Genomic DNA, 20,471 nt, shown 5'->3' with positions numbered 1-20,471 from the left:
GGGCGCGCGGCAACTGGTCCCCTCAGGATCAGCGCCACGTGAACGCGTATCGTTACATCCGTGATCCTGATCGTGGCTGGCACGGCCGGGTGTGGTAAGACGACCGTCGGAGCCCTCATTGCGGGACGGCTCCGGTGGCGGTTCGCGGACGCAGACCCCTTCCACCCCGAAGCGAACGTCGCCAAGATGCGGAAAGGCATTCCGCTGACCGACGAGGACCGGCAGCCCTGGCTGCGTGCGGTCGGTGACTGGATCGACGAGCGGATCGCGGCGAATCAACAGGCTGTGGTGACCTGCTCGGCGCTCAAGCGCGCTTACCGGGACATGCTGCTTGACGGCCGCCCTGATGCGACCATGGTCTTCCTCACGGTGACCAGGCAGGTGCTTGAGAAACGGCTACTTGACCGGCCCGACCACTTCTTCCCGCGGAAGCTTCTCGAGAGCCAGCTCGCCGACCTGGAACTGCCAGGGCCCGATGAACGGGTGCAGTCGGTGGTGTCCGAGGGAGGACCCGCGCAGACCGCGGCGAAGGTGATCGCCATGCTGTGGCCCTACGGCGAGCCGAACCCCGAGGGGCCCCCGGTGCCCGGCGTGCTATAGCCGCACCGGGCCAGCGCCGCATAGCCTGTGCGAATGAAGCTGACGCTCGACCTGCATGACATCTACAACCGGGGCTCGGAAATCGAAAAGGAATTGCAACGGATCTTCGATGAGGCCATCGCGAAGAAGGCCCCGATGATCGAGATCATCCCTGGTAAAGGGTCGGGCCAGCTCAAGAAGCACGTCCTGCGGTTCCTCGACAAGAAGCGTCCGTCGACGAAGAACATGCGGATCGAGAAGCCGTCCAAGAACTTCGGCACCATCAAGGTGCATTTCAACTGGAATGAGCCAGGCAGGCGCTAGCCAATCACAGCGTGTCATTCCGCTGGTGCGTCGCGCCGCCGAGTTGCTAACAAATCGTCCGCGTACGGTCACGGATGTGCAACATACCCTTATCTATCCGGATCGGAACGTTTATAAATATTTCAGACGAGGGATGAGTAAGTCCTGACAAACTGGGACTTTTCGAGACGCCAAGCTCCCGTCAACCCGCAGCCGGTTGCTTGAGTTCTGTGATGAATTAAACCTGGATGCCTAGTTGCGCGTCTTAGGTTAAACACTTGGGGCAGGAGGACCACCATTGAGTGGGCTCGGGGAAGTCATAGACGCCGTCGTGCGCGCGGTTCCAGCACATCAGCCAAGCCTCAGCAGCGCGGAAACGGACCGGCTGCGGGAGCTGACGGCGGAACTTTTCAGAGTGAAACCGGATGCGACCTCGGAGTACGCGCGCTTTCTCAGCATCAGGCAGCGGGGACTGTGCCTGCCGGAGGCGCAGCTCAATGAGCGGTTGGCGGGGGCCACGATCCTGGTCACCGGGGGGACCGGTTGCATCGGCTCGGCGCTGATGACCCAGCTCGCCGCCAGGAACCCGGGCCGCCTGGTGAGCGTGTCCCGCGGCGTCACCACCCCGTGGGAACAGCCGCAAGGTGCGGAGTACGTGACGGGCGACGTCAGGGACAGGGCACGGCTTGACGAGCTCATCGCCCAGCTGCGCCCCGACGTCATCTTCCACGTGGCCGCCCAGCGCTCGCCGGCGCTTGCCGAGATCGAGGTGCACCGGACGGTCACCACCAACGTGCTCGGCTCGCGCAACGTGCTCGCCGCGGCCGCCGCCGCGGGGGTGCCCCAGGTGGTCTGCGCGTCCACCGGCAAGGCGCTGCGCCCCTACTCGCCCGAGACGTACACGGCGTCCAAGCGCGCCGCGGAGTGGATCGGCGCGACGGTCGCCGCCTCCACTGACATGCTGGTGTCCGCGTGCCGGTTCACCCACGTGCTCGACAACTCGATCATCTACGAGCGCCTGCTTGACTGGGCGGCGGACGACCAGGCGGTGGTCCGGCTGCACAGCGCCTCGATCGCCTTCTACGTGCAGTCGGCACTCGAGTCCGCGCAACTGCTGCTGCTCGCGTTCGCCGGCGCCGCGCGCGGCGAGTTCCGCATGCACGCCATCACCGACCTCGGCTGGCCGCTGAACCTGCTCGACGTGGCGCTCGGCGTGCTCGAATCCAAGAAGTCCCGCACACCGATCTACATCAGCGGCTACGACCCGGGCTACGAGGAGGTCCCGTTCCCCGGGCTGTACGACCCGGCGACCGCGGGGGACGTGTCTCCGCTGCTCAACGCGTTCGAGACCGCCGCGCTCACCTCGTCGCCCTGTCCGATGATCGACGCGTTCCGCCTCGACATGACCCAGGACGCGGTCGGCCAGAAGCTGCTCGCGGCGCTCGAGGCGGTGTGCGAGCGCACCGAGAACCAGGTCCAGGTCAAGGCCGCGCTCGACGAGCTGAGCTGGTCGCTGCTCGACGCCACGCTGAGCGCCGCCCCGCAGGCGGTCCTCGACCGGTCCGCCAAGCTGATCTGCCGCCACGAGGAGTCCATGACCCCGGTGCACCGCCGGGTGACCGAGGCCATCAAGGCGCACGCGACCCCAGGGCCATAGTCCCCGGCGATCCGCCCGGCGATCCCGTCAAAGACCAGCCCCTCGCCGTCCACCCCGACCGGGCTAAGTCCCACCAGCCCCACGTTTCACGTGAATCACCACGGTGAGATACTCCGCAGCTCCCGCCGCAGCGAGGACCTCGGGGTATGGGGACCCGGCAGCCCTTGCCGCAGCGCGGCGGCCCGATACGATGGCGCCCCTTGCCATCGGGCCGCCGCGCGAGGACCTCGGGGGGTACGGGGGGTCGCCCCCCCGGGAGTTCACTGACACGGGCGTCGGCGATCTTCGACGGCGCCGGGGTGAGTGGATGGACAATACCGCTAAGGAATCATTCAGGCATTGTCTGGCGAGTTCCACGCTAATCAGACGCCGACCGAGGAAGGCGTAACGATGCGATTTGACTTCAAGGAAGGCCGGGCCTACCTAGCTCCCGTGCTCGGCCTATTGCTCGCTGCCACTCTCGCCGCCTGCTCAAGCGGCGGTTCAAGTTCCTCCACTCCGTCTACCGCGCCGTCATCGTCCGCTGCGTCGTCAGTGACGGCGCCCGCGGGCGGTTCAAGCTCCGCCGCGAGCGGCGGCTCCGCGGCCGCGATCGCGGCGATCAAGACGAACTGGGAGGCTTTCTTCAACTCTGCCACGCCGAACGCCAAGCGGCTCACGCTGCTGCAGAACGGCGACAAGTTCTCCGCCGCGGTGACGGCGTTTGCGGCGAGCCCGCTCGCGTCCGCTGTCTCGTCCAAGGTTGACTCCGTGACGCTCACCTCCGCCACCCAGGCCAGCGTGAAGTACGACCTCACCGCGGCAGGCGCCACGGTCGCGAACGGCCAGACCGGTACCGCGGTGCTCCAGGACGGCACCTGGAAGGTTGGCGACGACGTCTTCTGCGGCCTGCTCAAGGAGGGCGCTTCCCTGATGAACATCAAGGTGCCTGCGGCATGCAACTCAGCCGCCTGAGCCAGTCGGGCGCGACAGCGGCAAGCGGCGTGCGCGACCGGACGAAATCGGTCGCGCTCGCCGCGCTGTGCACGCTGCTCTTCCTGACGTTCCTCGACAACACGATCGTCTCCGTCGGGCTGGGCGCCCTGCAGACGGACCTTCATGCGTCCGTCGCCGACCTGCAGTGGGTGGTCGGCGGCTACGCCCTCGCCTTCGCGTCGATCATGCTGGCCTGCGGCATGATCGGGGACGAGCTCGGCCGCAAGGCGGTCATGCTCACCGGCGCCGGCGTCTTCTGCGCCGGCTCCGTGGTTTGCGCGCTCGCGCCGAACGCGCAGACCCTCATCGCGGGCCGGGCCATCATGGGCCTCGGCGCCGCGGCGAGCGAGCCGGGCACCCTGTCGGTGCTGCGGCACATCTACACCGATGACCGCGCGCGGGCACGGGCGGTCGGCGTGTGGGCCGCGGTAGCCGGGCTCGCGCTGGCGCTCGGCCCGGTGGTCGGCGGCGCGCTCGTCGGCGCGTGGAGCTGGCGCGGCATCTTCTGGTTCAACCTGTTCTTCGGCCTCGCCGCCCTGCTCGTCGCGGCTATCACCGTGCCGGAGAGCGCCGACCCGACGGCCGCCAGGGTGGACGCACTTGGCACCCTCCTCGGCGCGGGCACGCTCGCCGCGCTGATGTTCGCGATCATCGACGCCGAGACGTCCAGCTTCGGCTCCGCGAAGGTGGTGGCGTTGCTCTGCGCGTCCGCGGTGCTCGCCGTCGCGTTCGTCTTCCGTGAGCGCCGTGCTTCCCATCCGGTGCTCGACGTCAGGCTGTTCCGGCTGCCTCAGTTCACAGTGCCGAACGTGGTCGCCTTCTGCACCTACCTGGCCACCTTCGCGATCTTCTTCTTCACCGCGCTGTACCTGGTGGAGGTGCCGAGCGACTCCGGCTACCGGATCGCGCTCGTCTTCGCGCCGATGACGGTGCTGATGATCATCGCCTCGGTGCTCGCGGGCCGCTGGACCGGGCGGGCGGGGCCGCGCTGGCCGATCACCGTCGGCTGCGCCGCGTTCGCCGCGGGACTCCTCCTCGCCAACCCGCTGATCACCCCCCATCCCGACTACTTCGCGCTGTCGCTGGCCCTGGCGCTCGCCGGGGTAGGCATCGGCATCACGGTGGTCCCCGTCACCTCAGCCGTGCTGGACGCCGTCCCGCCGGAGCGCTCGGGCATGGCCGCGTCGGCCGCCAACACGAGCCGTGAGATCGGCGCCGTCTGCGGCGCGGCGGTTCTCGGCGCGCTCGTGTTCTCCAGGCTCAACGCGAGCCTGAGCTCTCACCTGGCCGCGCTGAACGTGCCGGCCAGCGAGAAGGCCGAGATCCTGGCCTTCAAGCCGGTGATCATCCAGTTCATCGAGACCGGCCAGGCGAACGTCGGCGGCTATTCGAAGTACGGCCCGATCGTCAACAAGGTCATCGACGCGGCCTACGCCTCCTTCGGCGACGGCCTGCACGCGGCGCTGTACCTCTCGGCTGGGCTCGTCCTCGCCGCCGGCCTGCTCGCCGCCCTCACCCTGGGCAAACGCTCCGCCAGCAAGGAGGCCGCCCAGGACTTGACGCCGCCTGCTTAGACTGGAAGGCGCGGCCGGTGCGAGCCACGCGCGTAGTCACCTTTGTCGGGGGGCCTAGAGCCTTTGCCCGAGATTGACATACATTGGTGGCCCACCGGCCGCGCGCCCGATGGCAAAGGGCGCCATCGTATCGGGCGCGCCCGGCCTGTCTCCCGGGGGGACGACCCCCCGTACCCCCCGAGGTCCTCGCGCGGCGACCCGACGGCAAAGAGCGCCGTCGTGCCGCCGCGCTGCGGCAAGTGCCCCGGGTGATAACTGCTCGGAGCACGAATCCGTTCGGGATAACTCTGATCTTGGTGCTCGCAGGACCTGCAGCGAACGCGGGCGGGCCTCGATGAGGTCGCCGGTGTGCTTGGGGAAGACGCGGGCGGCGGAGACCGCGGGGTCGTAGCTGTCCAGCTCGACGAACCAGGTCTGTGGCGTATCGCGCACCGGCGGGATGGTGAATGGGATCGGCTCCCAGTAGGCGTTTACCAGGATGAGGAAGTCGTCGTCGAGCAGCGGCGTGCCGTCGTCCGCCTCGTCTGGCGCGTCGCTGCCGTCCAGGTAGACCGCGATCGCGTGCATGGTCGGGTCGCCCCACTGCTCGTCGGTGAGCTGCGTGCCCGCGCTGGAGTACCAACCGAGTTCGGCCGCCTCGACGCCGGTGAGGAACCGCTTGCGGCGGAAGACGGGGTGCTCGCCGCGCAGCGCGAGCAGCCGCTTCACGTAGTCGCGCAGGTTTTCGTCCGCGCGCTCCCAGTCGAGCCAGGAGATCTCGTTGTCCTGGCAGTAGGCGTTGTTGTTGCCGCCCTGGGTGCGGCCGATCTCGTCGCCGGCGGTCAGCAGCGGCACACCGAAGGAAAGCAGCAGCGTGGACAGCATCGCCCTGGACTGCCGCGCCCGCAGGGCGTTGATCTCCGCATCATCGGTGGGGCCCTCGGCCCCGCAGTTCCACGAGCGGTTGTCGTCGGAGCCGTCCCTGTTGTTCTCGCCGTTGGCCTCGTTGTGCTTGGTGTCGTAGGAGACCAGGTCGCGCAGGGTGAAGCCGTCGTGCACGGTGATGAGGTTCACCGATGCGGTGGGGCGGCGGCGTGCCGCGCCGTACAGGTCGGACGACCCGCTGAACCGGGTGGCGAACTCGGCGACGCCGACGTCCCTGCTGCGCCAGAAGTCGCGCATGGAGTCCCGGTACTTGCCGTTCCACTCGCGCCAGTCGGCGGGGAACTGGCCGAGGTCGTAGCTGTCCGACTGCCCCACGTCCCACGGCTCGGCGATCATCTTGGTCTCGGCGAGCATGGGATCCTGCGAGACGAGCTCGAAGAAGGCGGAGAGCTGGTCGAACCGGTTGTCGCCCTCCCTGGCCAGGGTGGCCGCCAGGTCGAAGCGGAACCCGTCCACGTGCATCTCAGACACCCAGTACCGCAGGCTGTCCATGATCAGTCGCAGCGTGAACGGGTTGCCCGCGTTCAGCGAGTTGCCCGTGCCCGTGGTGTCGTAGTACCTGCTCGCGTCGTCCGGCGCGAGCCGGTAGTACATGCCGTTGTCCAGGCCGCGGAAGCCGAGCGTGGGGCCGTTCTCGTTGGCCTCTGCGGTGTGGTTGTAGACCACGTCGAGAATGACCTCGATGCCGGCCCGGTGCAGCGCCTTGACCATGTCCTTGAACTCGCTGACCTGGCCGCCCGGGTGGCCGGCGCGGACCGCGGCCGAGTAGCCCTGGAACGGGGCGAAGTACCCCATCGTGTTGTAGCCCCAGTAGTTGGTCAGGCCGCGCCCGACGAGGAACCCCTCAGGCACGTTCTCGTGGACCGGCAGCAGTTCCACCGACGTCACGCCGAGATCGCGCAGGTAGCCGGTGGCCGCGTCGTGGGCGAGGCCGGCATACGTGCCGCGCAGCTCGGGCGGGATGCCGGGATGGCGTTGCGTGAAGCCCTTGACGTGCAGCTCGTAGAAGACGGTCTTCGCCGACCGGTGGTGCAGCGGGGCATCGCCCTCCCAGTCGTAGCCCGATGGATCGGTAACCAGGGACCTGGGCACGAACGGGGCCGAGTCGCCGTCGCTCGGCCGGCCAGGGTCATCGGGGTCGTGGCCGACCAGCGCGGGGACGAAGGTCACGGCGCCGGAGAAGGCCCGCGCGTAGGGGTCGAGCAGCAGCTTGGCCGGGTTGCAGCGCAGGCCGTGGGCCGGGTCGAACGGACCCTTCACCCGGTAGCCGTAGGCCTGACCGGCCCGGACGCCAGGGACGACGCCGTGCCACACGCCCGCGTCGTAGTCGTCGAGGTCGTACCTGGTCTCGTTGCCCTGGTCGTCGAACAGGCACACGGTCACCTGCTCCGCGACCGTCGAGGCGACAGCGAAGTTGACTCCGCCCTCGACGAGGGTGGCGCCGAGTTGCGTGCGGTTGCCCGGCCGGGCCTTGAGTACGAGCGATTCGCTGTCGATGGTGCCTGTCATGACGTCTCCCCGTTGTTGAAGAGGTCGGCGACCGCGTCGCCGGTCTCTGGCACAGCCCCGTGACGGCGCCGGATCACGTCCGCGATCAGCCCGGTCCAGCCGGTCTGATGGCTGGCGCCGAGACCCGCGGCGTTGTCGCCGTGGAAGTACTCGCTGAAGCAGATGTTGTCCCGCCACTGCGGGTCGTCCTGCAGCCGTTCTACCCATCCGTAGCAGGGGCGTCGCCCGTCGCTGCCGCGCAGGAAGATGGAGACGAGCCGCTCCCGCAGGTCGGCGGCGATCTCCCGGAGCGTGTGCTGCTCGCCGGAACCCGTCGGGTACTCCACGGTGAAGTCCTCGCCGAAGAACCGGTGGTACTTGAGCAGCGAGTTGATCACGAGATAGTTCAGCGGGAACCAGATCGGCCCGCGCCAGTTGGAGTTGCCGCCGAACATCCCCGTCGTCGACTCGGCGGGCTCGTAGTCGATCGTGGCGGTGGTGCCCTCCAGGTGCAGCACGTAGGGCTCGTCCTTGTGTACCGCGCTCAGGCTCCGCAGCCCGAACGGCGAGAGGAACCTGGACTCGTCGAACAGCGACCGCAGAAGGATCTCCAGCTTCTCCGTGCCCACCACGCTGAGCAGCAGCCGTTCCGGGTTGCCCGTGCCGTCCCGCAGCAGGCCCTTTTCCCGCAGCTTGGCCTCGTCGGCCAGGCCCTGCCGCTGGAGGAAGTCCGCGAATTGCTTGCCGAAGCGGAGCGACTTGTGCAGCATTTCCTCGTCCACGATGGCCACGGCGAGCAGCGGGATCATGCCGACCATGGAGCGCGCCTTGACCGGGATCGTGGCACCGCCGGGCAGCGACAGGTGGTCGTAGAACATCCCGTCCTGCTCGTCCCACATGCCCAGGTCCTCCATCGCCCCGGCGATGGCGGCGTAGTGCTCGAGGAACTTGAGCACCAGGTCGGCGCCGTGCCGGCGGCCGCTGCGCCACAGGACCGACGCGATCAGCGCCATGGACAGCGCGTAGAAGGCCATCCAGCCGGTCGCATCGGACTGCTCGAGCACCGCGCCCGCGGGCAGGTGGGACCGGTCGATGGGGCCGATGTTGTCCAGTCCGAGGAAGCCGCCCTCGAAGAGGTTGTTACCGTACATGTCTTCCCTGTTGACCCACCAGGTGAAGTTGACGAGCAGCTTGTCGAAGATCCTGGCGAGGAAGTCCGTGTCCCGTGCACCGTCGAGCACGAAGACCTCAAGCGCCGCCCACGCCTGGACCGGCGGGTTGACGTCGCTGAAGTCCCACTCGTAGGCCGGCAGCGCGCCATTGGGATGCTGGAACCATTCTCGGCACAGCAGCACCAGCTGGTACTTGGCGAACCCGGGGTCCACGTGGGCGAGCGAGACGCAGTGGAAGGCGAGGTCCCAGGCGGCGAACCAGGGGTACTCCCACTTGTCGGGCATCGACATGATGTCGAAGGCGTTGAAGTTGCGCCAGCGCGCGTTCCTGTTGAGCTCGCGCTCCGGCGGCGGCTTGGGCTGGCTCGGGTCGCCGTCGAGCCAGGTCGCCACGGCAAAGCTGTAGAACTGCTTGGACCAGAGCATGCCGGCGAACGCCTGCCGCATGACGCTTGCCTCATCCTGGCCTGCGGCTTCCGGCGTCAGCGCGCGGTAGAACTCGTCCGCCTCGGCCTTCCGCTGCCGCAGGACAAGATCAAAGCTGTCACCGAACGAGTTCGTGGTCCCACCGGCGGGCTTCGGCCTGAGCCTGACCCGCACCGTAGCCGACTCACCCGGCGGCACTGTCAGGGTGTACCAGAACGCGCACTTGGTCCCCTGCTGCTGCGGGTTCACTGTGGCGGCGCCGCTGACCACGTGGTCGTTGATGCCGTCCTTCGGGAACTGCGTGACCGGCGCGCAGCCGAACAGCCGCTCGTCGTTGGTCTCGTTCTCGCAGAACAGCGGCCTCGGCGCGGTGCCGTCCGACGCGGTGTCCGCGAGCAGTTCGAGCGGACCGAGCCAGGGATGGCCGATGTCGACGCCGGCGGCCGCGTCGCCCGCGCTGCCGGTGCCGTTGGCGGCGGCCTTCAGCCGCGGCCGCGGCGCGGAATCGTCCCAGGACCAGGTGTTGCGGAACCACGCTGTCGGCAGCACGTGGACCGTGTCCGCCTCGCCGCCCGCGTTCGTGATCGTGATCTCGAGCAGCAACTCCGCCGCGTCGTCGCTCTTCGCGTAGCTGACCTCGGTGATCCAGTAGCGGTCCTGGTCAAAGACCCCGGTGTCGAGGAGCTCGTACTCCGGGCTGCGCCGGTCCCTGCGCGAGTTCTCCAGCCTCAGCTGGTCATAGGGAAACGCGGACTGCGGATAGTGGTAGCGCCACCGGTTCCACGCGTGACTGGGCAGCGCGTCCAGGTACCACCAGTGCTCCTTGACGTCCTCGCCGTGATTGCCCTCGGGGCCGGTCAGCCCGAACAACCGCTCCTTGAGAAAGGGGTCCCTGCCGTTCCACAGCGCGAGCCCGAGGCACAGGTCCTGGTGAATGTCACTGAAGCCGGCGAGGCCGTCCTCGCCCCACCGGTAGGCGCGCGACCTGGCGTGATCGAACGGGAGGTAATTCCACGCGTCGCCGTCTTCGCTGTAGTCCTCGCGGACCGTACCCCACTGCCGCTCGCTGACATAGGGGCCCCACACGTACCAGGGGCTCGCATGACGCAGCCCGTCCTCCAGCCGCCCGAACCCGGCGACCCGATCCCCTTCGGTAGTCACCCGAACACGCTACCGCGTTCCGCTGCGCAATCCCTGGCGGGCCCGACCACTCGGACGAAAGACGGTGGATAGTTCTCCACACCGGGATGTGGCGAACTATCCACCATCCTGCGGAACGCGCTACGTCAGGTGGAGATATCCGGGTACGGGAGCGTGAAGTGCGACAGGCACTGGGCGTAGTAGAGCTGGTAACCGAGCGGTTCTGTGTAATCGCGTTCGAACATGGCGATACACAGGGTCAGCGTGAGGAACGGGTGCGCGCCGAGCTCGAACAGCTTCGGGACGTCATGAGTGGCGAGCGCCTCACGCTCGGTGTCGTCGAACTTGAGCCAGCTCGACTTCTCGCCGGTGAGCACGTTCAGGATGACGTTGGCCCGCTCGGCCTCCCACCACTCCACCGTGCCGCGCGGGTCCTCGCGGTAGCGCTCGACAAGCTCGGGGTCGCGGTCGACGGTGTAGAGGAACTTGTTCAGCAGGTACCTGGACATCAGGCCCGACCGCCCTTCGGGTACCAGGTGAAGTAGGCCTCCATGGTGTGGAACAGGTCGAGGGTGTCCACGTAGTCGGCCTTCTCGCCGGCCCCGGCCACGCCCATCATCAGCATGAAGTCGAGGAACCCGTGGGTGGCGTTGCCCGGCTCCCACAGCGAGTCGAGCGACACCTCGCCGAGCGCCTTCTCGATGTCGCCGGATGCGATCCACTCGACGGCCTTGCGGTCGAACTCGGGGTCGGGTCCGTGCGGTCCGAACTGCCTGGGGCCGCCGAGCTCGAGTGACAGGTGCCCGGTGCCGATGATGGCGACCCGCAGGTTCTCCGGCCAGGACTCGACGATCTCGCGGATCGCCCGGCCGAGCTGCACGTACCGCTTCGGCTGCGGCAGCGGCGGCGCGAAGATGTTCGTGTAGACCGGCACGATCGGCAGGTCGCACTCCGGCCGCAGGGTGATCATCGGGCAGGTGACGCTGTGGTCGATGCGCAGCTCGTTGCTGAACGCGAGGTCGAAGCCCGCGTCGAGCCCGCTGCGCAGCAGGTGCGCCGACAGGTTCTCCTGGCCCTTGAAGAACATCCGCGGCAGGCCGAACTCGCGCTCCTCGTTGTACCAGTTGGCGTCGTAGAACGGCGCCTTGCCGACGAGGAACTGCGGCATGTTGTCCAGCCAGAGCTGGTGGAAGTGGTCGCTGCCCACCAGGACCAGGACGTCGGGGTTGGCCTGGGTGAGCGTCTGGCGGAACGAGGTGATCTTGGAGACCCACTCATCGGCGAACGGCGGGCGGTCCGCGCCCGTCGACGTGCTCGCACGGTAGTAAAACGGGTGGTGGGTCGAGGCGATGACCGCTGCGATGGTCGCCATGGCGGCTCCCTTGCCGTGGAGGATTTGCTGGGGGGCGGGGACCGGCCCCTGGGGGCTATTCGTGGATGAGGGGCCTTACTCAGACTTGGGTACTACGTAGGTGGCGTTCCTGTCGACATGCATGTAGATGTCGTTGGCGATCGGGTTGCGTTGCTCCTCGGCGAGCTGTCCGAGCAATCCGCCGGTCCTGGCGAGCAGCGCGAAGCCGCGCAGCATGGCAAGTGGCAGCCCCAGGTCGGCGAGCACCGCGCCGCAGACGCCGGCGCCGTTGAGCGGCAGCGTCCGGCCGAGCACCTGCGGGTGCACCCGGCCGATCGCCTCGAACAGCCGCAGGTGCGGCCCGCGGACGCCCTCCTCGGTCGCGATCTCGATGAGCCGCGGTGTGCGCGGGTCGCGGACCTTGTGCACCGGGTGGCCGATGCCTGGCACGAACTTCTTCGCGGCGCGCGCCTGCTGGACCGCGTCCAGGGCAAGCGCGTCGAACCCCGCGTCGTCGGCGGGGATCTCGCCCGCCTCCGCGAGCACGGCGGCCAGGTACTGGCCGCAGTCCTCGGTCACCCCGAGGAAGCGCGACCCCCCGCCGAGCAGCCCGGCGGCAATCGCGCCCTGCAGCGAGTCGGGCGCCGACAGGTAGGTCAGCCGGGCGGCGATGGCCGTCGGCGTGAAGCCGTGGTCGGCGAGCGCGACGAGCACCGACTCGAAGACCCGCACCTCGGACTGTGTCGGGCGGCGCTGGGTCACCATCCACAGCACCAGCTCGCCGAACCCGACCTTGCCCATCAGGTCCTCGGCCAGGTCCTGACCGAGCAGCGTGATGTGGTCGGCGTCCGAGGTGCCAAGCGACGTCGGGTACTCAGCCATGCTGTCATCCTTCCGTCGCTGGCTTCGCCAACCAACCGCGGATCTCCTCGCCCTGCTCGTCGAGCTCGGGCGGGGCGAGCGGGTAGCTGGCCGGCGTCTTGGAGAAGGTGACCGGGTGCCGCATCGTCGGCCTTGTCCGATCGCCGCTGCCCGCGGTGACGATCGGCTCGAGGCCGATCTTCTCGGCGAACGCGATGCCCTTGTCGACGGTGTTGATCGGACCGCACGGCACGCCGACCGAGATCAGCGCGTCGAACCACTCACCGGCCGACTTGGCCGCCAGCTTCTTCGCGAGCAGCGGCTTGAGCACGGCCCGGTTGGCCGTCCTGCCCGGGTTGGTGTTGAACCTCGGGTCGTCGGCGAGCTCGGGCGCGCCAAGGACGTCGCACAGCTTGCGGAACTGCGCGTCGTTGCCCGCCGTGACGATCAGCTCGCCGTCGCCGGTGGGCAGCGGCTCATAGGGGAACAGGCTCGGGTGGGAGTTGCCCATCCGGAACGGCACCACGCCGCCCGCCGCGTAGGCGCTCGTCTGGTTCACCATGCCGGACATCGCCGACGCCATCAGCGACGCCTCGAGGTGCTGGCCCTCGCCTGTCGCGTTCCTGTGGTTGAGCGCGGCGAGGATCGCGATCGTGGTGTGCAGGCCCGCGATGACGTCGAACGCCGAGATGCCCGCGCGGAACGGCGGGCCGTCCGGGTCGCCGGTAAGCGACATGAGCCCGGACATCGCCTGAACCATCAGGTCGTAGCCCGGGAAGTCCTTGCCGCCCGCGCTGCCGAAGCCGCTGATCGAGGCGTAGATGACCGCCGGGTTGAGCGCGCTGACCGCCTCGTAGTCCAAGCCGTAGCGCCGTAGCCCGCCCGGCTTGAAGTTCTGCACGAACACGTCGGCGCGGCTGGCGAGCTCGTGCGCGAGCGCGAGGTCGCCGTCGTCCTTCAGGTCGAGCGCGACCGACCGCTTGTTCCTGTTGATCGCGAGGAAATAGGTCGAGGTTCCGTCCTCGGTGACCGGCGGCATCCAGGACCTGGTGTCGTCGCCGCCAGGCGACTCCACCTTGATGACGTTCGCGCCCAGGTCGGCGAGCAGCATCGTGCAGTACGGCCCGGCGAGAACCCGGGAGAAGTCGGCAACGAGCAGCCCGGAAAGGGGTCCGGGCCGCGCCGTGTCCGCATCGCTCATGCTGTCATCTCCCGTACGTTGTCCGCGTATCGGACATCCGTCCGCCTGCCGAGTATCTTAACGGATCGAAGACCTGTCAAGACGGCTCGGCGGCAGGCAACGGCCCGCCACCGGCGGTACCGCCTGGCACCACCGTAACCTGGGGCGCGCTTTGCCGCGCCGCCCAGTCGGCGCTTATCGACCCTGCCGTCTGCAGCAGCAGCGGCAGGTGCTGGCCGATCAGGACGTCGAGCGGCGTCTCTGCCGCGTGCGAGTTGACGTTGACCGCGGCGATCACCCGGCCGTCGCCGTCCCGCAGCGGCACCGCGACCGACCGGATGCCCGGAGCGAGCTGCTCATCGGTGAGCGCCCAGCCCCGCGCGCGCACCTCGCGCAGCGCCGCGGCGCGCTCCGCCGCGTCCGGCTGCCAACGGGGCGTGATGCCTGACCTGGACGGTTCGGCAAGAACTCGTTCCGCCTCCGCCAGGGGCAGGGCGGCGAGCAGCACCTTGCCGAGCGACGTCTGCATCGCGGGAAAGCGGGTGCCTATTGTTACAGAAAGCGTCACGATCTTCGGCACGGCGACGCGGGCCACATAGACAATGTCCGACCCGTCGAGCTGCGCGATCGACGTCGACTCCCTGGTGCGCGTGACCAGTTCCTCCATGTGCGGCCGCGCGATCTCCCACAGGCCGCGCGACAGCACGTAGGACATGCCGAGATCGAGCACCCGCGGTGTCAGCTCGTATCCGCCGGAGGAAGCGGCCTGCTGGCCGGGACCCGCCGCGCCGCCGGCCTGCCGTACGTAGCCGAGCTGCTCGAGCGTCAGCAGGATGCGGCGCGCGGTCGGCCGCGGCAGTCCGCTCGCCGCCGCCACGCCGGCCAGGGACATCACCGGCTTGCCCGGCCCGAAGGCCCGGATCACGTCGAGTCCGCGGGCGATCGCCTCGATGAAGTCCGGGCTGTCATCCCGACGAGCCACAAGTAACCTCCAGAAACGAGCGACCGTGACAACCTGCCCGCACTCTAGCGCGTCTTCGGCAATCTGTCCGCATGCCGGACAACCAGTGCTGGCTGACCATCAGGCGAGCCATTTCACCACACTTGACACGGCGACGAGAAAGGGACAGTGTTCCGATCAGGTTCTGGTGACCGACTATCGGACGGCCGTCCGTATTGCGCTTTTGACTAGCGCCTCACCGTGGAGGTTTCCCCATGACTGCACCGCAGCCGGGCCAGCCGGTTGTGTTCAGGAACGCGACCGTGCTGACGATGGACGACGCGCACACGGTCCTGTCCAACGCGGACGTGCTCGTCTCCGGCGAGCGGATCGCCGCGGTCGGCCCGGGTCTCGCCGTGCCCGACGGCACCGCGGAGATCGACGCCGCCGGCGGGATCGTGATGCCAGGCATGGTCGACACGCACCGGCACATGTGGCAGACGGCCATGCGCGGGTACGGCGCCGACTGGACCCTGACCCAGTACTTCGTCTACTACTACCTGCAGTGGGGCAAGATCTTCCGTCCCGAGGACTACTACGCGGGCAACCTGCTTTCCGCCATCGAAGCGGTGGACGCAGGCGTGACCACCAGCGTCGACTGGTCGCACGGCCTGCGGACCACCGACCACGCCGACGCGGCCGTTGACGCGCTCGAGTCGGTACCCGGCCGGTTCGTCCTCGGCTACGGCAACATCTTCGCTGGCGCGTGGGAGTGGGCGACGACTCCGGAGTTCCGCGACTTCTACACCCGCAGGATCGACGGCAAGGGCGACATGCTCGGCTTCCAGATCGCCTTCGACCTGCCTGGCATCGAGGGCTTCCCGGAGAAGGCCGCCTTCGACGTCGCCCGCGACCTCGGCGTGAATGTCACCACGCACGCGGGCGTATGGAAGGTCACCGGCGACGTCGGCATCAACCAGATGTACGACGGCGGATACATGACCCCCGGCACCATCTACGTGCATGCGGCGTCGCTCTCCCCGGACTCCTACCACAAGATCGCCGCGACCGGCGGCTTCGCCTCGGTCTCCACAGAGTCCGAGTGCAACGCGGGCCAGGGCTACTCACCGACCTGGCGGCTGCGCAAGTACGGCATCCCTGTCTCGCTGTCCAACGACACCAGCGTCTGGTGGTCCGCCGACATGTTCGCCGCGATGCGGGCCACGCTCAACGCCGACCGCGCCAAGACGCACGACGAGGCGCACGAGAAGGACGAGACCCTCACCAACCACTTCCTGCGCGCAGAAGAAGTGGTTGACTACGCCACCAGAGGCGGCGCGAAGGCCCTCGGCCTCGACGCGTCGATCGGCAGCGTCGAGGTGGGCAAGAAGGCCGACCTGGTGCTGGTCAAGAACGACAACTCGCCGGTCAGCTTCCCGGTGCTGCACCCCTACGGCCACGTGGTCTACCAGGCCGGCCGCGGCGAGGTGCACACCGTGCTCGTCAACGGCAAGGTCGTCAAGCACGACCACAAGCTGGTCGGCATCGACCTGGCCGCGGCGAAGGCGAAGATCGACGCCACCATCGAGTACCTCAAGGCCGAGCACGGCGCGGAAGAGTGGGAAAAGGGCATGCACCCGGAGATCCCGGAGCACGAGATCCTCAACAACCCGTACACCTACCGGGACGACGTGTCGGCCTGGAAGGAGTCCGACTAGCACCAAGGCCGGTTAGTTAGCCGGGTTGGGCTGCCGTCAAGGCGTTTCGATGGGTGCCGATGCTGCTGCGAGAGCGGCGGGGCTCCGGTAAGTGAGGTTTGTCCGCCAAGACGAACCAGGCCGCCGGGAGCCCCGCCGTTGGATAAGTCTGTCATCACCCGAGCCGTCATGGTGGCCGGAGGGCGTTTCGCGCCTGGTCATCTGGGCGAACTGACCCAGCAGGTGCCGTTCGAGATGGCCGGCGCGGTGCTGGAGCAGACTTGCCGTCTCCAGCGGCGGGTCCATGATCTGCCGGCCCGCGTGGTGGTCTACCTGCTGCTGGCGGGCTGCCTGTTCGCCGAGCTGGGCTATTTCCAGGTCTGGGGCAAGCTCACGGCCGGGCTGGAGGGGCTGCCGGCCGCTGACCCGACCGTGTCCGCGATGACCCAGGCCCGCCGGCGCCTGGGGCCGGGGCCGCTGCGAGAGCGACCAGGTCATCCTGGCCGCGGGCGTCATCGCCGGGACAAGCATCGACCTCGCCGGCCGGATCGGCCGCCTCGTCCTGGCCAGCCTCATGCCGCCCAGGCGGCTGCGCATCAGCCCCCGCGTCGTCAAGCGCGCCATCTCCAAGTACAACGCACGAGGCAAAGTCGACCGCGCAACCTACAAGGCCACCATCGACATCGCCATCCTCACCGCCGATTTGACCCCCAAGACGGGCCTTAACTTACTGGCCTTGCGACTAGCACGCGGTCCAGACGGAAAGGAGCGGGGTGGCCCGAATGGGCCACCCCGCGCTCGTTCGGGCTGTAACTCAGGCGTCCGCTTCGCGTAGGACAAAGCGCTCGTGATCCTGCCCGACCCGGCGGATCACGTAGAGCACGAGCGACACGAGCAGCACCCCGACCGCGATCAGCACGTTGCGCATTGACCCGTAACCGACCTCCTGCGGATGCGTGGCGCCGATCGCGGTGATCACGATGTCGGCGAGCAGCACGATAACCGCCAGGACCACCCACGGCCTGGCCAGCTTGATCGGCCGCGTCCAGTTGGGGCGGTCCTTGCGAAGCAGCAGGAAACCGGACACCGCGAACACGGTGCACAGCATGTAGCCGAGGTTGGCGGCGAGCAGGATCGCCAGCGGCGAGGAGACGAGCAGGACCACGAGCGTGTTCACCACCATGTCCATGGTGAGCGCCCTGCCCGGCTCGCCGAAGCGGTTGAGCTTCTCGAACTGCCGCAGGGTCAGCCCCTGCTGGGCAATGCCGAAGATGGCACGCCCGCCGTCCGCGCTGGCCGCAATCATGGCGAGCAGCAACTCGGCGGCGATCACGATCATCACGATGTCGGTGATACCTGATCCGAACGCCTGCTGCAGCAGCAGCACCGTATAGGTGATCGGGTTGGCGCTGATCGCCGACTCGCCAAGCACCCCGGTTGCCGATAGTGGGGTGATCAGGTAGGTGGCGAACACGAACAGCGCGCTGTACTTCATCGCGCGGAACGTGTCCCGCCCGGGCTGGCGGTACTCGGGCGCGAACGTGGCACAGATCTCCGTGCCGTAGACGGTCCATGCGGCCGCGTACATCCAGACCAGCATGGTGATCACCGGGTGGGAGCCGACGTGCCAGCTCAGCCGCGACATGTGCCAGCCGCCCGCGAACGCCGGGGCGATCAAGACCAGGGCCACGAAGATCATGAAGGACACCGAGATGACCCGGTTGACCGCCGCGGCCACCCGGATCCCGAGGATGTTGGTCAGCCAGCTGGCCACGATCGCAAAGATGGCGAGCAGCTGCGGCAGGCCCATGGTAACCGGCCCGCCGTGCAGGCTCCAGGTGGAGTGCGGGAACCACTGCGCCTGGATCAAGCTGCCCAGCGTCTCGCCGACGACGCCGAGCGTCAGCGACCACCCCACCCAGTAGCCGAAGGTCGCCAGCGGCCCGACCAGCGTGGAGTACCGCCGCCATGCGTGGTTCGCATACAGCGCGATCCCCCCGGTTTCCTTGGGGAACATCATCGCCATCTCGGCGTAGAGATAGTTCTGGACGTAAGCGATGGAAGTACTGAGCGACCAGAACAGCAGGGCGGGCCACGCGCCGACGGCGGCGATGGTGTACCCCAGGCTGGTGATGATCCCGTTTGGTATGCACATGGCGAGCGAGAAGCCATCGAACCAGCTCAGTGTGCCGGAAGTCGGCCCCTCGGTGGTGACCGGCTCAAGCGTCTCCTGCATGGGCGCCTCCGTAGAGTGTAAGATCGTTCGCGTCACACTACACATGAATTGAAGTGGAAGTCTACGGCGAATGAAGAGGACTGATGGATACCACGACGACCGCGCAGGACGTGGGCAGCAAGGTCCGTGCCTATCGCCAGATGCGCAAGATGACCCTGCGTACGCTCGCCGAGCAGGCCGAGGTCAGCGTCAGCTTCCTCAGCCAACTTGAGCGCGGCGCTTCCGGCGCATCTATCCCTACACTGCGGATGATCGCAGAGGCACTCGGCCTCACCCTGGCCGACCTGTTCTCCGACGAGACCGCATCACCGCACCGGGTGCTGCGCGCGGCAGACCGGCCCACGATCAGCACGTCGTCGGTTGACAAGTTCATGCTGACTCGCAGGCCGCTGCAGAACATGGAGGTGCTTGAGGGGGTCGTGCACCCCGGCGGGACGGTGGGCAGCCCCAGCTACACGCACGGCGATTCCCAGGAGCTGCTGCTGGTGCTGTCCGGGACCATCCGGCTGGTACTCAACGAGGAGGAGTACCTGCTGACGGCCGGGGATAGCGCCGAGTACCGCAGTTCGTTCACCCACTGCGTGATCAACGAGACCGACGAGGACGTGAGGGTGCTGTGGATCATCAGCCCGCCGAGTCTGTGAGCTTCTGGTGGGACGCCCTTGGCGGCCCGCCGGCGGCCAGGCCGTCGCTGTCCGGCGACCGTAGCTGCGACGTGGCGATCGTCGGGGCGGGCTACACCGGCCTGTGGACCGCGTACTACCTGGCCAGACACGACCCGTCGCTGCGAATCATCGTGCTGGAATCTCGCTACGCCGGCTACGGCGCGTCCGGGCGCAACGGCGGCTGGCTGTCCGCAGAGATCGACTTCCCGCACGACGCCCGGCTCAGGCAGGCCATGACCGACAGTGTTGACGAGGTACTCAAGGTGTGCGCTGCCGAGGGGATCGAGGCCGACGCCGTCAAATCCGGCTGCCTGCGCGTCGCCGTAACCCCGGCTCAGGAAACCAGGCTGCGCGCGTTCGCCGTAGTTGCGGCGGACTGGCGCCTGCTTGAGCCGGCTGAGCTCGCTACCCGGGTGCGGGTTGCTGGTGCCCGCGCCGCCGCCTTTACCCCGCAGTGCGCCCGCGTGCAGCCAGCCGCGCTCGTTGCCGGCCTTGCCCGTGCGGCCGAACGGGCGGGGGTGCTGCTGTTCGAGCAGACACCGGTCACCGGGATTTCCCGCGGCGCCGTCAGTACCCCGCACGGTACCGTGCGAGCCGAGGCGGTGGTCCGTGCGACGGAGGGTTTCACCGCCACCCTGCCCGGCCAGCGGCGGCGGTGGCTCCCGATGAACAGCTCTGTGATCGTGACCGAGCCGCTGCCCGCGTCGGTCTGGTCCGAGATTGGCTGGGCCGACGCCGAGACGATGTCGGACTTCGCGCACGCGTACTGCTATCTGCAGCGCACCGCCGACGGCCGGATTGCGATCGGCGGCCGCGGCAACCCCTACCGGTACAGCAACGGCTTCGACCCCAACGGGCATACGCCAGACTCCACCGTGGCCGCGCTCACCGGGATGCTGCGGCGGCTGTTCCCGGCCGCGGCAGAGGTGCCCGTCGCGCGGGCCTGGTCCGGGGTGCTTGGTGTGCCGAGGGACTGGCGGGCGGGCGTCGCGTTCGACCAGGCGACCGGCTTCGGCTGGGCGGGCGGGTACGCGGGACACGGGGTGACCACAGCGAACCTGGCAGGCCGCACGCTCGCAGGCCTGATCACTGGTTCCGGTAGCGAACTCGCCGACCTACCGTGGGTCGGCCACGTTGGCCGCCGATGGGAGCCGGAGCCGCTTCGCTGGCTCGGCGTGCAGGCCATGTACGCCGCCTACCGTCATGCCGACCGGACGGAAACGGCACGCGGCCTGGGTCATTCAACGCGGTTGTCGCGTCTCGCCGACCTCGTGTCCGGCCGCGATAGGTGAAACCGGGTACT

At 68.2% G+C, this 20,471-nt stretch carries 17 protein-coding genes; 9 read left to right on the top strand and 8 right to left on the bottom strand.

Features of this window, described 5'->3' with window-relative positions:
- Window positions 1-60: 60 nt before the first annotated feature.
- From EAS64_RS30875 to EAS64_RS30855, 5 genes are all read left to right on the top strand, one after another.
- On the top strand, window positions 61-600 hold the full coding sequence (locus EAS64_RS30875) for a gluconokinase (RefSeq protein ID WP_222849736.1): 540 nt from the start codon (window positions 61-63) through the stop codon (window positions 598-600).
- 33 nt (window positions 601-633) lie between these two features.
- Window positions 634-903, top strand: coding sequence for a Smr/MutS family protein (locus tag EAS64_RS30870; RefSeq protein WP_145858744.1), 270 nt, complete (start codon window positions 634-636; stop codon window positions 901-903).
- Window positions 904-1,297: 394 nt separating this feature from the next.
- Window positions 1,298-2,539 (top strand): polysaccharide biosynthesis protein, encoded by a 1,242-nt coding sequence (locus EAS64_RS30865; RefSeq protein WP_145858743.1) that lies wholly within the window; start codon window positions 1,298-1,300, stop codon window positions 2,537-2,539.
- Window positions 2,540-2,929: 390 nt separating this feature from the next.
- The gene (locus EAS64_RS30860; protein WP_145858741.1) at window positions 2,930-3,493 is read left to right on the top strand and encodes an MTB12 C-terminal domain-containing protein; all 564 of its coding nucleotides are present in this window, start codon (window positions 2,930-2,932) and stop codon (window positions 3,491-3,493) included.
- The gene (locus tag EAS64_RS30855; protein WP_222849735.1) at window positions 3,475-5,088 is read left to right on the top strand and encodes an MFS transporter; all 1,614 of its coding nucleotides are present in this window, start codon (window positions 3,475-3,477) and stop codon (window positions 5,086-5,088) included. The genes EAS64_RS30860 and EAS64_RS30855 overlap by 19 nt, the downstream gene beginning before the upstream one ends.
- A 54-nt stretch (window positions 5,089-5,142) precedes the next feature.
- Here EAS64_RS30855 and glgX read toward each other — a convergent pair whose 3' ends face one another.
- From glgX to EAS64_RS30820, 7 genes are all read right to left on the bottom strand, one after another.
- Window positions 5,143-7,521, bottom strand: a complete 2,379-nt coding sequence (gene glgX, locus EAS64_RS30850; RefSeq protein ID WP_145858739.1) for a glycogen debranching protein GlgX — start codon at window positions 7,519-7,521, stop codon at window positions 5,143-5,145.
- The gene (locus EAS64_RS30845) at window positions 7,518-10,259 is read right to left on the bottom strand and encodes an MGH1-like glycoside hydrolase domain-containing protein (RefSeq protein WP_145858737.1); all 2,742 of its coding nucleotides are present in this window, start codon (window positions 10,257-10,259) and stop codon (window positions 7,518-7,520) included. The genes glgX and EAS64_RS30845 overlap by 4 nt, the downstream gene beginning before the upstream one ends.
- A 125-nt stretch (window positions 10,260-10,384) precedes the next feature.
- On the bottom strand, window positions 10,385-10,747 hold the full coding sequence (locus tag EAS64_RS30840) for a hypothetical protein (protein ID WP_145858735.1): 363 nt from the start codon (window positions 10,745-10,747) through the stop codon (window positions 10,385-10,387).
- The gene (locus EAS64_RS30835) at window positions 10,747-11,610 is read right to left on the bottom strand and encodes a DODA-type extradiol aromatic ring-opening family dioxygenase (RefSeq protein ID WP_145858734.1); all 864 of its coding nucleotides are present in this window, start codon (window positions 11,608-11,610) and stop codon (window positions 10,747-10,749) included. Before EAS64_RS30835 ends, EAS64_RS30840 begins: the two co-directional genes overlap by 1 nt.
- Window positions 11,611-11,685: 75 nt before the next feature.
- Entirely contained in the window at window positions 11,686-12,471 is a 786-nt protein-coding gene (locus tag EAS64_RS30830; RefSeq protein WP_145858732.1) for a citryl-CoA lyase, read from the bottom strand.
- Between the two features lie 4 nt (window positions 12,472-12,475).
- Entirely contained in the window at window positions 12,476-13,651 is a 1,176-nt protein-coding gene (locus EAS64_RS30825; RefSeq protein ID WP_145858731.1) for a CaiB/BaiF CoA transferase family protein, read from the bottom strand.
- Window positions 13,652-13,727: 76 nt separating this feature from the next.
- Window positions 13,728-14,612, bottom strand: coding sequence for an IclR family transcriptional regulator domain-containing protein (locus EAS64_RS30820; RefSeq protein ID WP_145858729.1), 885 nt, complete (start codon window positions 14,610-14,612; stop codon window positions 13,728-13,730).
- Window positions 14,613-14,845: 233 nt separating this feature from the next.
- Between EAS64_RS30820 and EAS64_RS30815 the strand changes: the two genes are divergently transcribed.
- Together EAS64_RS30815 and EAS64_RS47675 are read left to right on the top strand one after the other, a co-directional pair.
- Window positions 14,846-16,288 carry an amidohydrolase family protein gene (locus EAS64_RS30815; RefSeq protein WP_145858728.1) on the top strand — a complete coding sequence of 481 codons (1,443 nt, stop codon included), beginning with the start codon at window positions 14,846-14,848 and terminating at the stop codon, window positions 16,286-16,288.
- A gap of 168 nt (window positions 16,289-16,456) precedes the next feature.
- Entirely contained in the window at window positions 16,457-16,993 is a 537-nt protein-coding gene (locus EAS64_RS47675; protein ID WP_369333570.1) for a transposase domain-containing protein, read from the top strand.
- Between the two features lie 88 nt (window positions 16,994-17,081).
- Here the strand turns inward: EAS64_RS47675 and EAS64_RS30805 are convergent, their stop codons facing one another.
- Entirely contained in the window at window positions 17,082-18,503 is a 1,422-nt protein-coding gene (locus EAS64_RS30805) for an APC family permease (RefSeq protein ID WP_187366289.1), read from the bottom strand.
- A gap of 83 nt (window positions 18,504-18,586) precedes the next feature.
- On the opposite strand from EAS64_RS30805, the gene EAS64_RS30800 reads away from it, so the two are divergent.
- Both EAS64_RS30800 and EAS64_RS30795 read left to right on the top strand, forming a co-directional pair.
- Complete coding sequence (locus tag EAS64_RS30800) at window positions 18,587-19,147, top strand: helix-turn-helix domain-containing protein (RefSeq protein ID WP_145858724.1); 561 nt, start codon at window positions 18,587-18,589, stop codon at window positions 19,145-19,147.
- The gene (locus EAS64_RS30795) at window positions 19,120-20,460 is read left to right on the top strand and encodes an NAD(P)/FAD-dependent oxidoreductase (RefSeq protein ID WP_187366288.1); all 1,341 of its coding nucleotides are present in this window, start codon (window positions 19,120-19,122) and stop codon (window positions 20,458-20,460) included. The genes EAS64_RS30800 and EAS64_RS30795 overlap by 28 nt, the downstream gene beginning before the upstream one ends.
- The last annotated feature ends 11 nt before the right edge of the window (window positions 20,461-20,471 follow it).

The sequence above is a fragment of the Trebonia kvetii genome (assembly GCF_007827045.1).
In the GTDB taxonomy this organism is placed as follows: Bacteria; Actinomycetota; Actinomycetes; order Streptosporangiales; family Streptosporangiaceae; genus Trebonia; species Trebonia kvetii.
The sequence above is the reverse complement of the archived record's forward strand: the minus strand, read 5'-3'. Positions and strand labels throughout refer to the sequence as shown.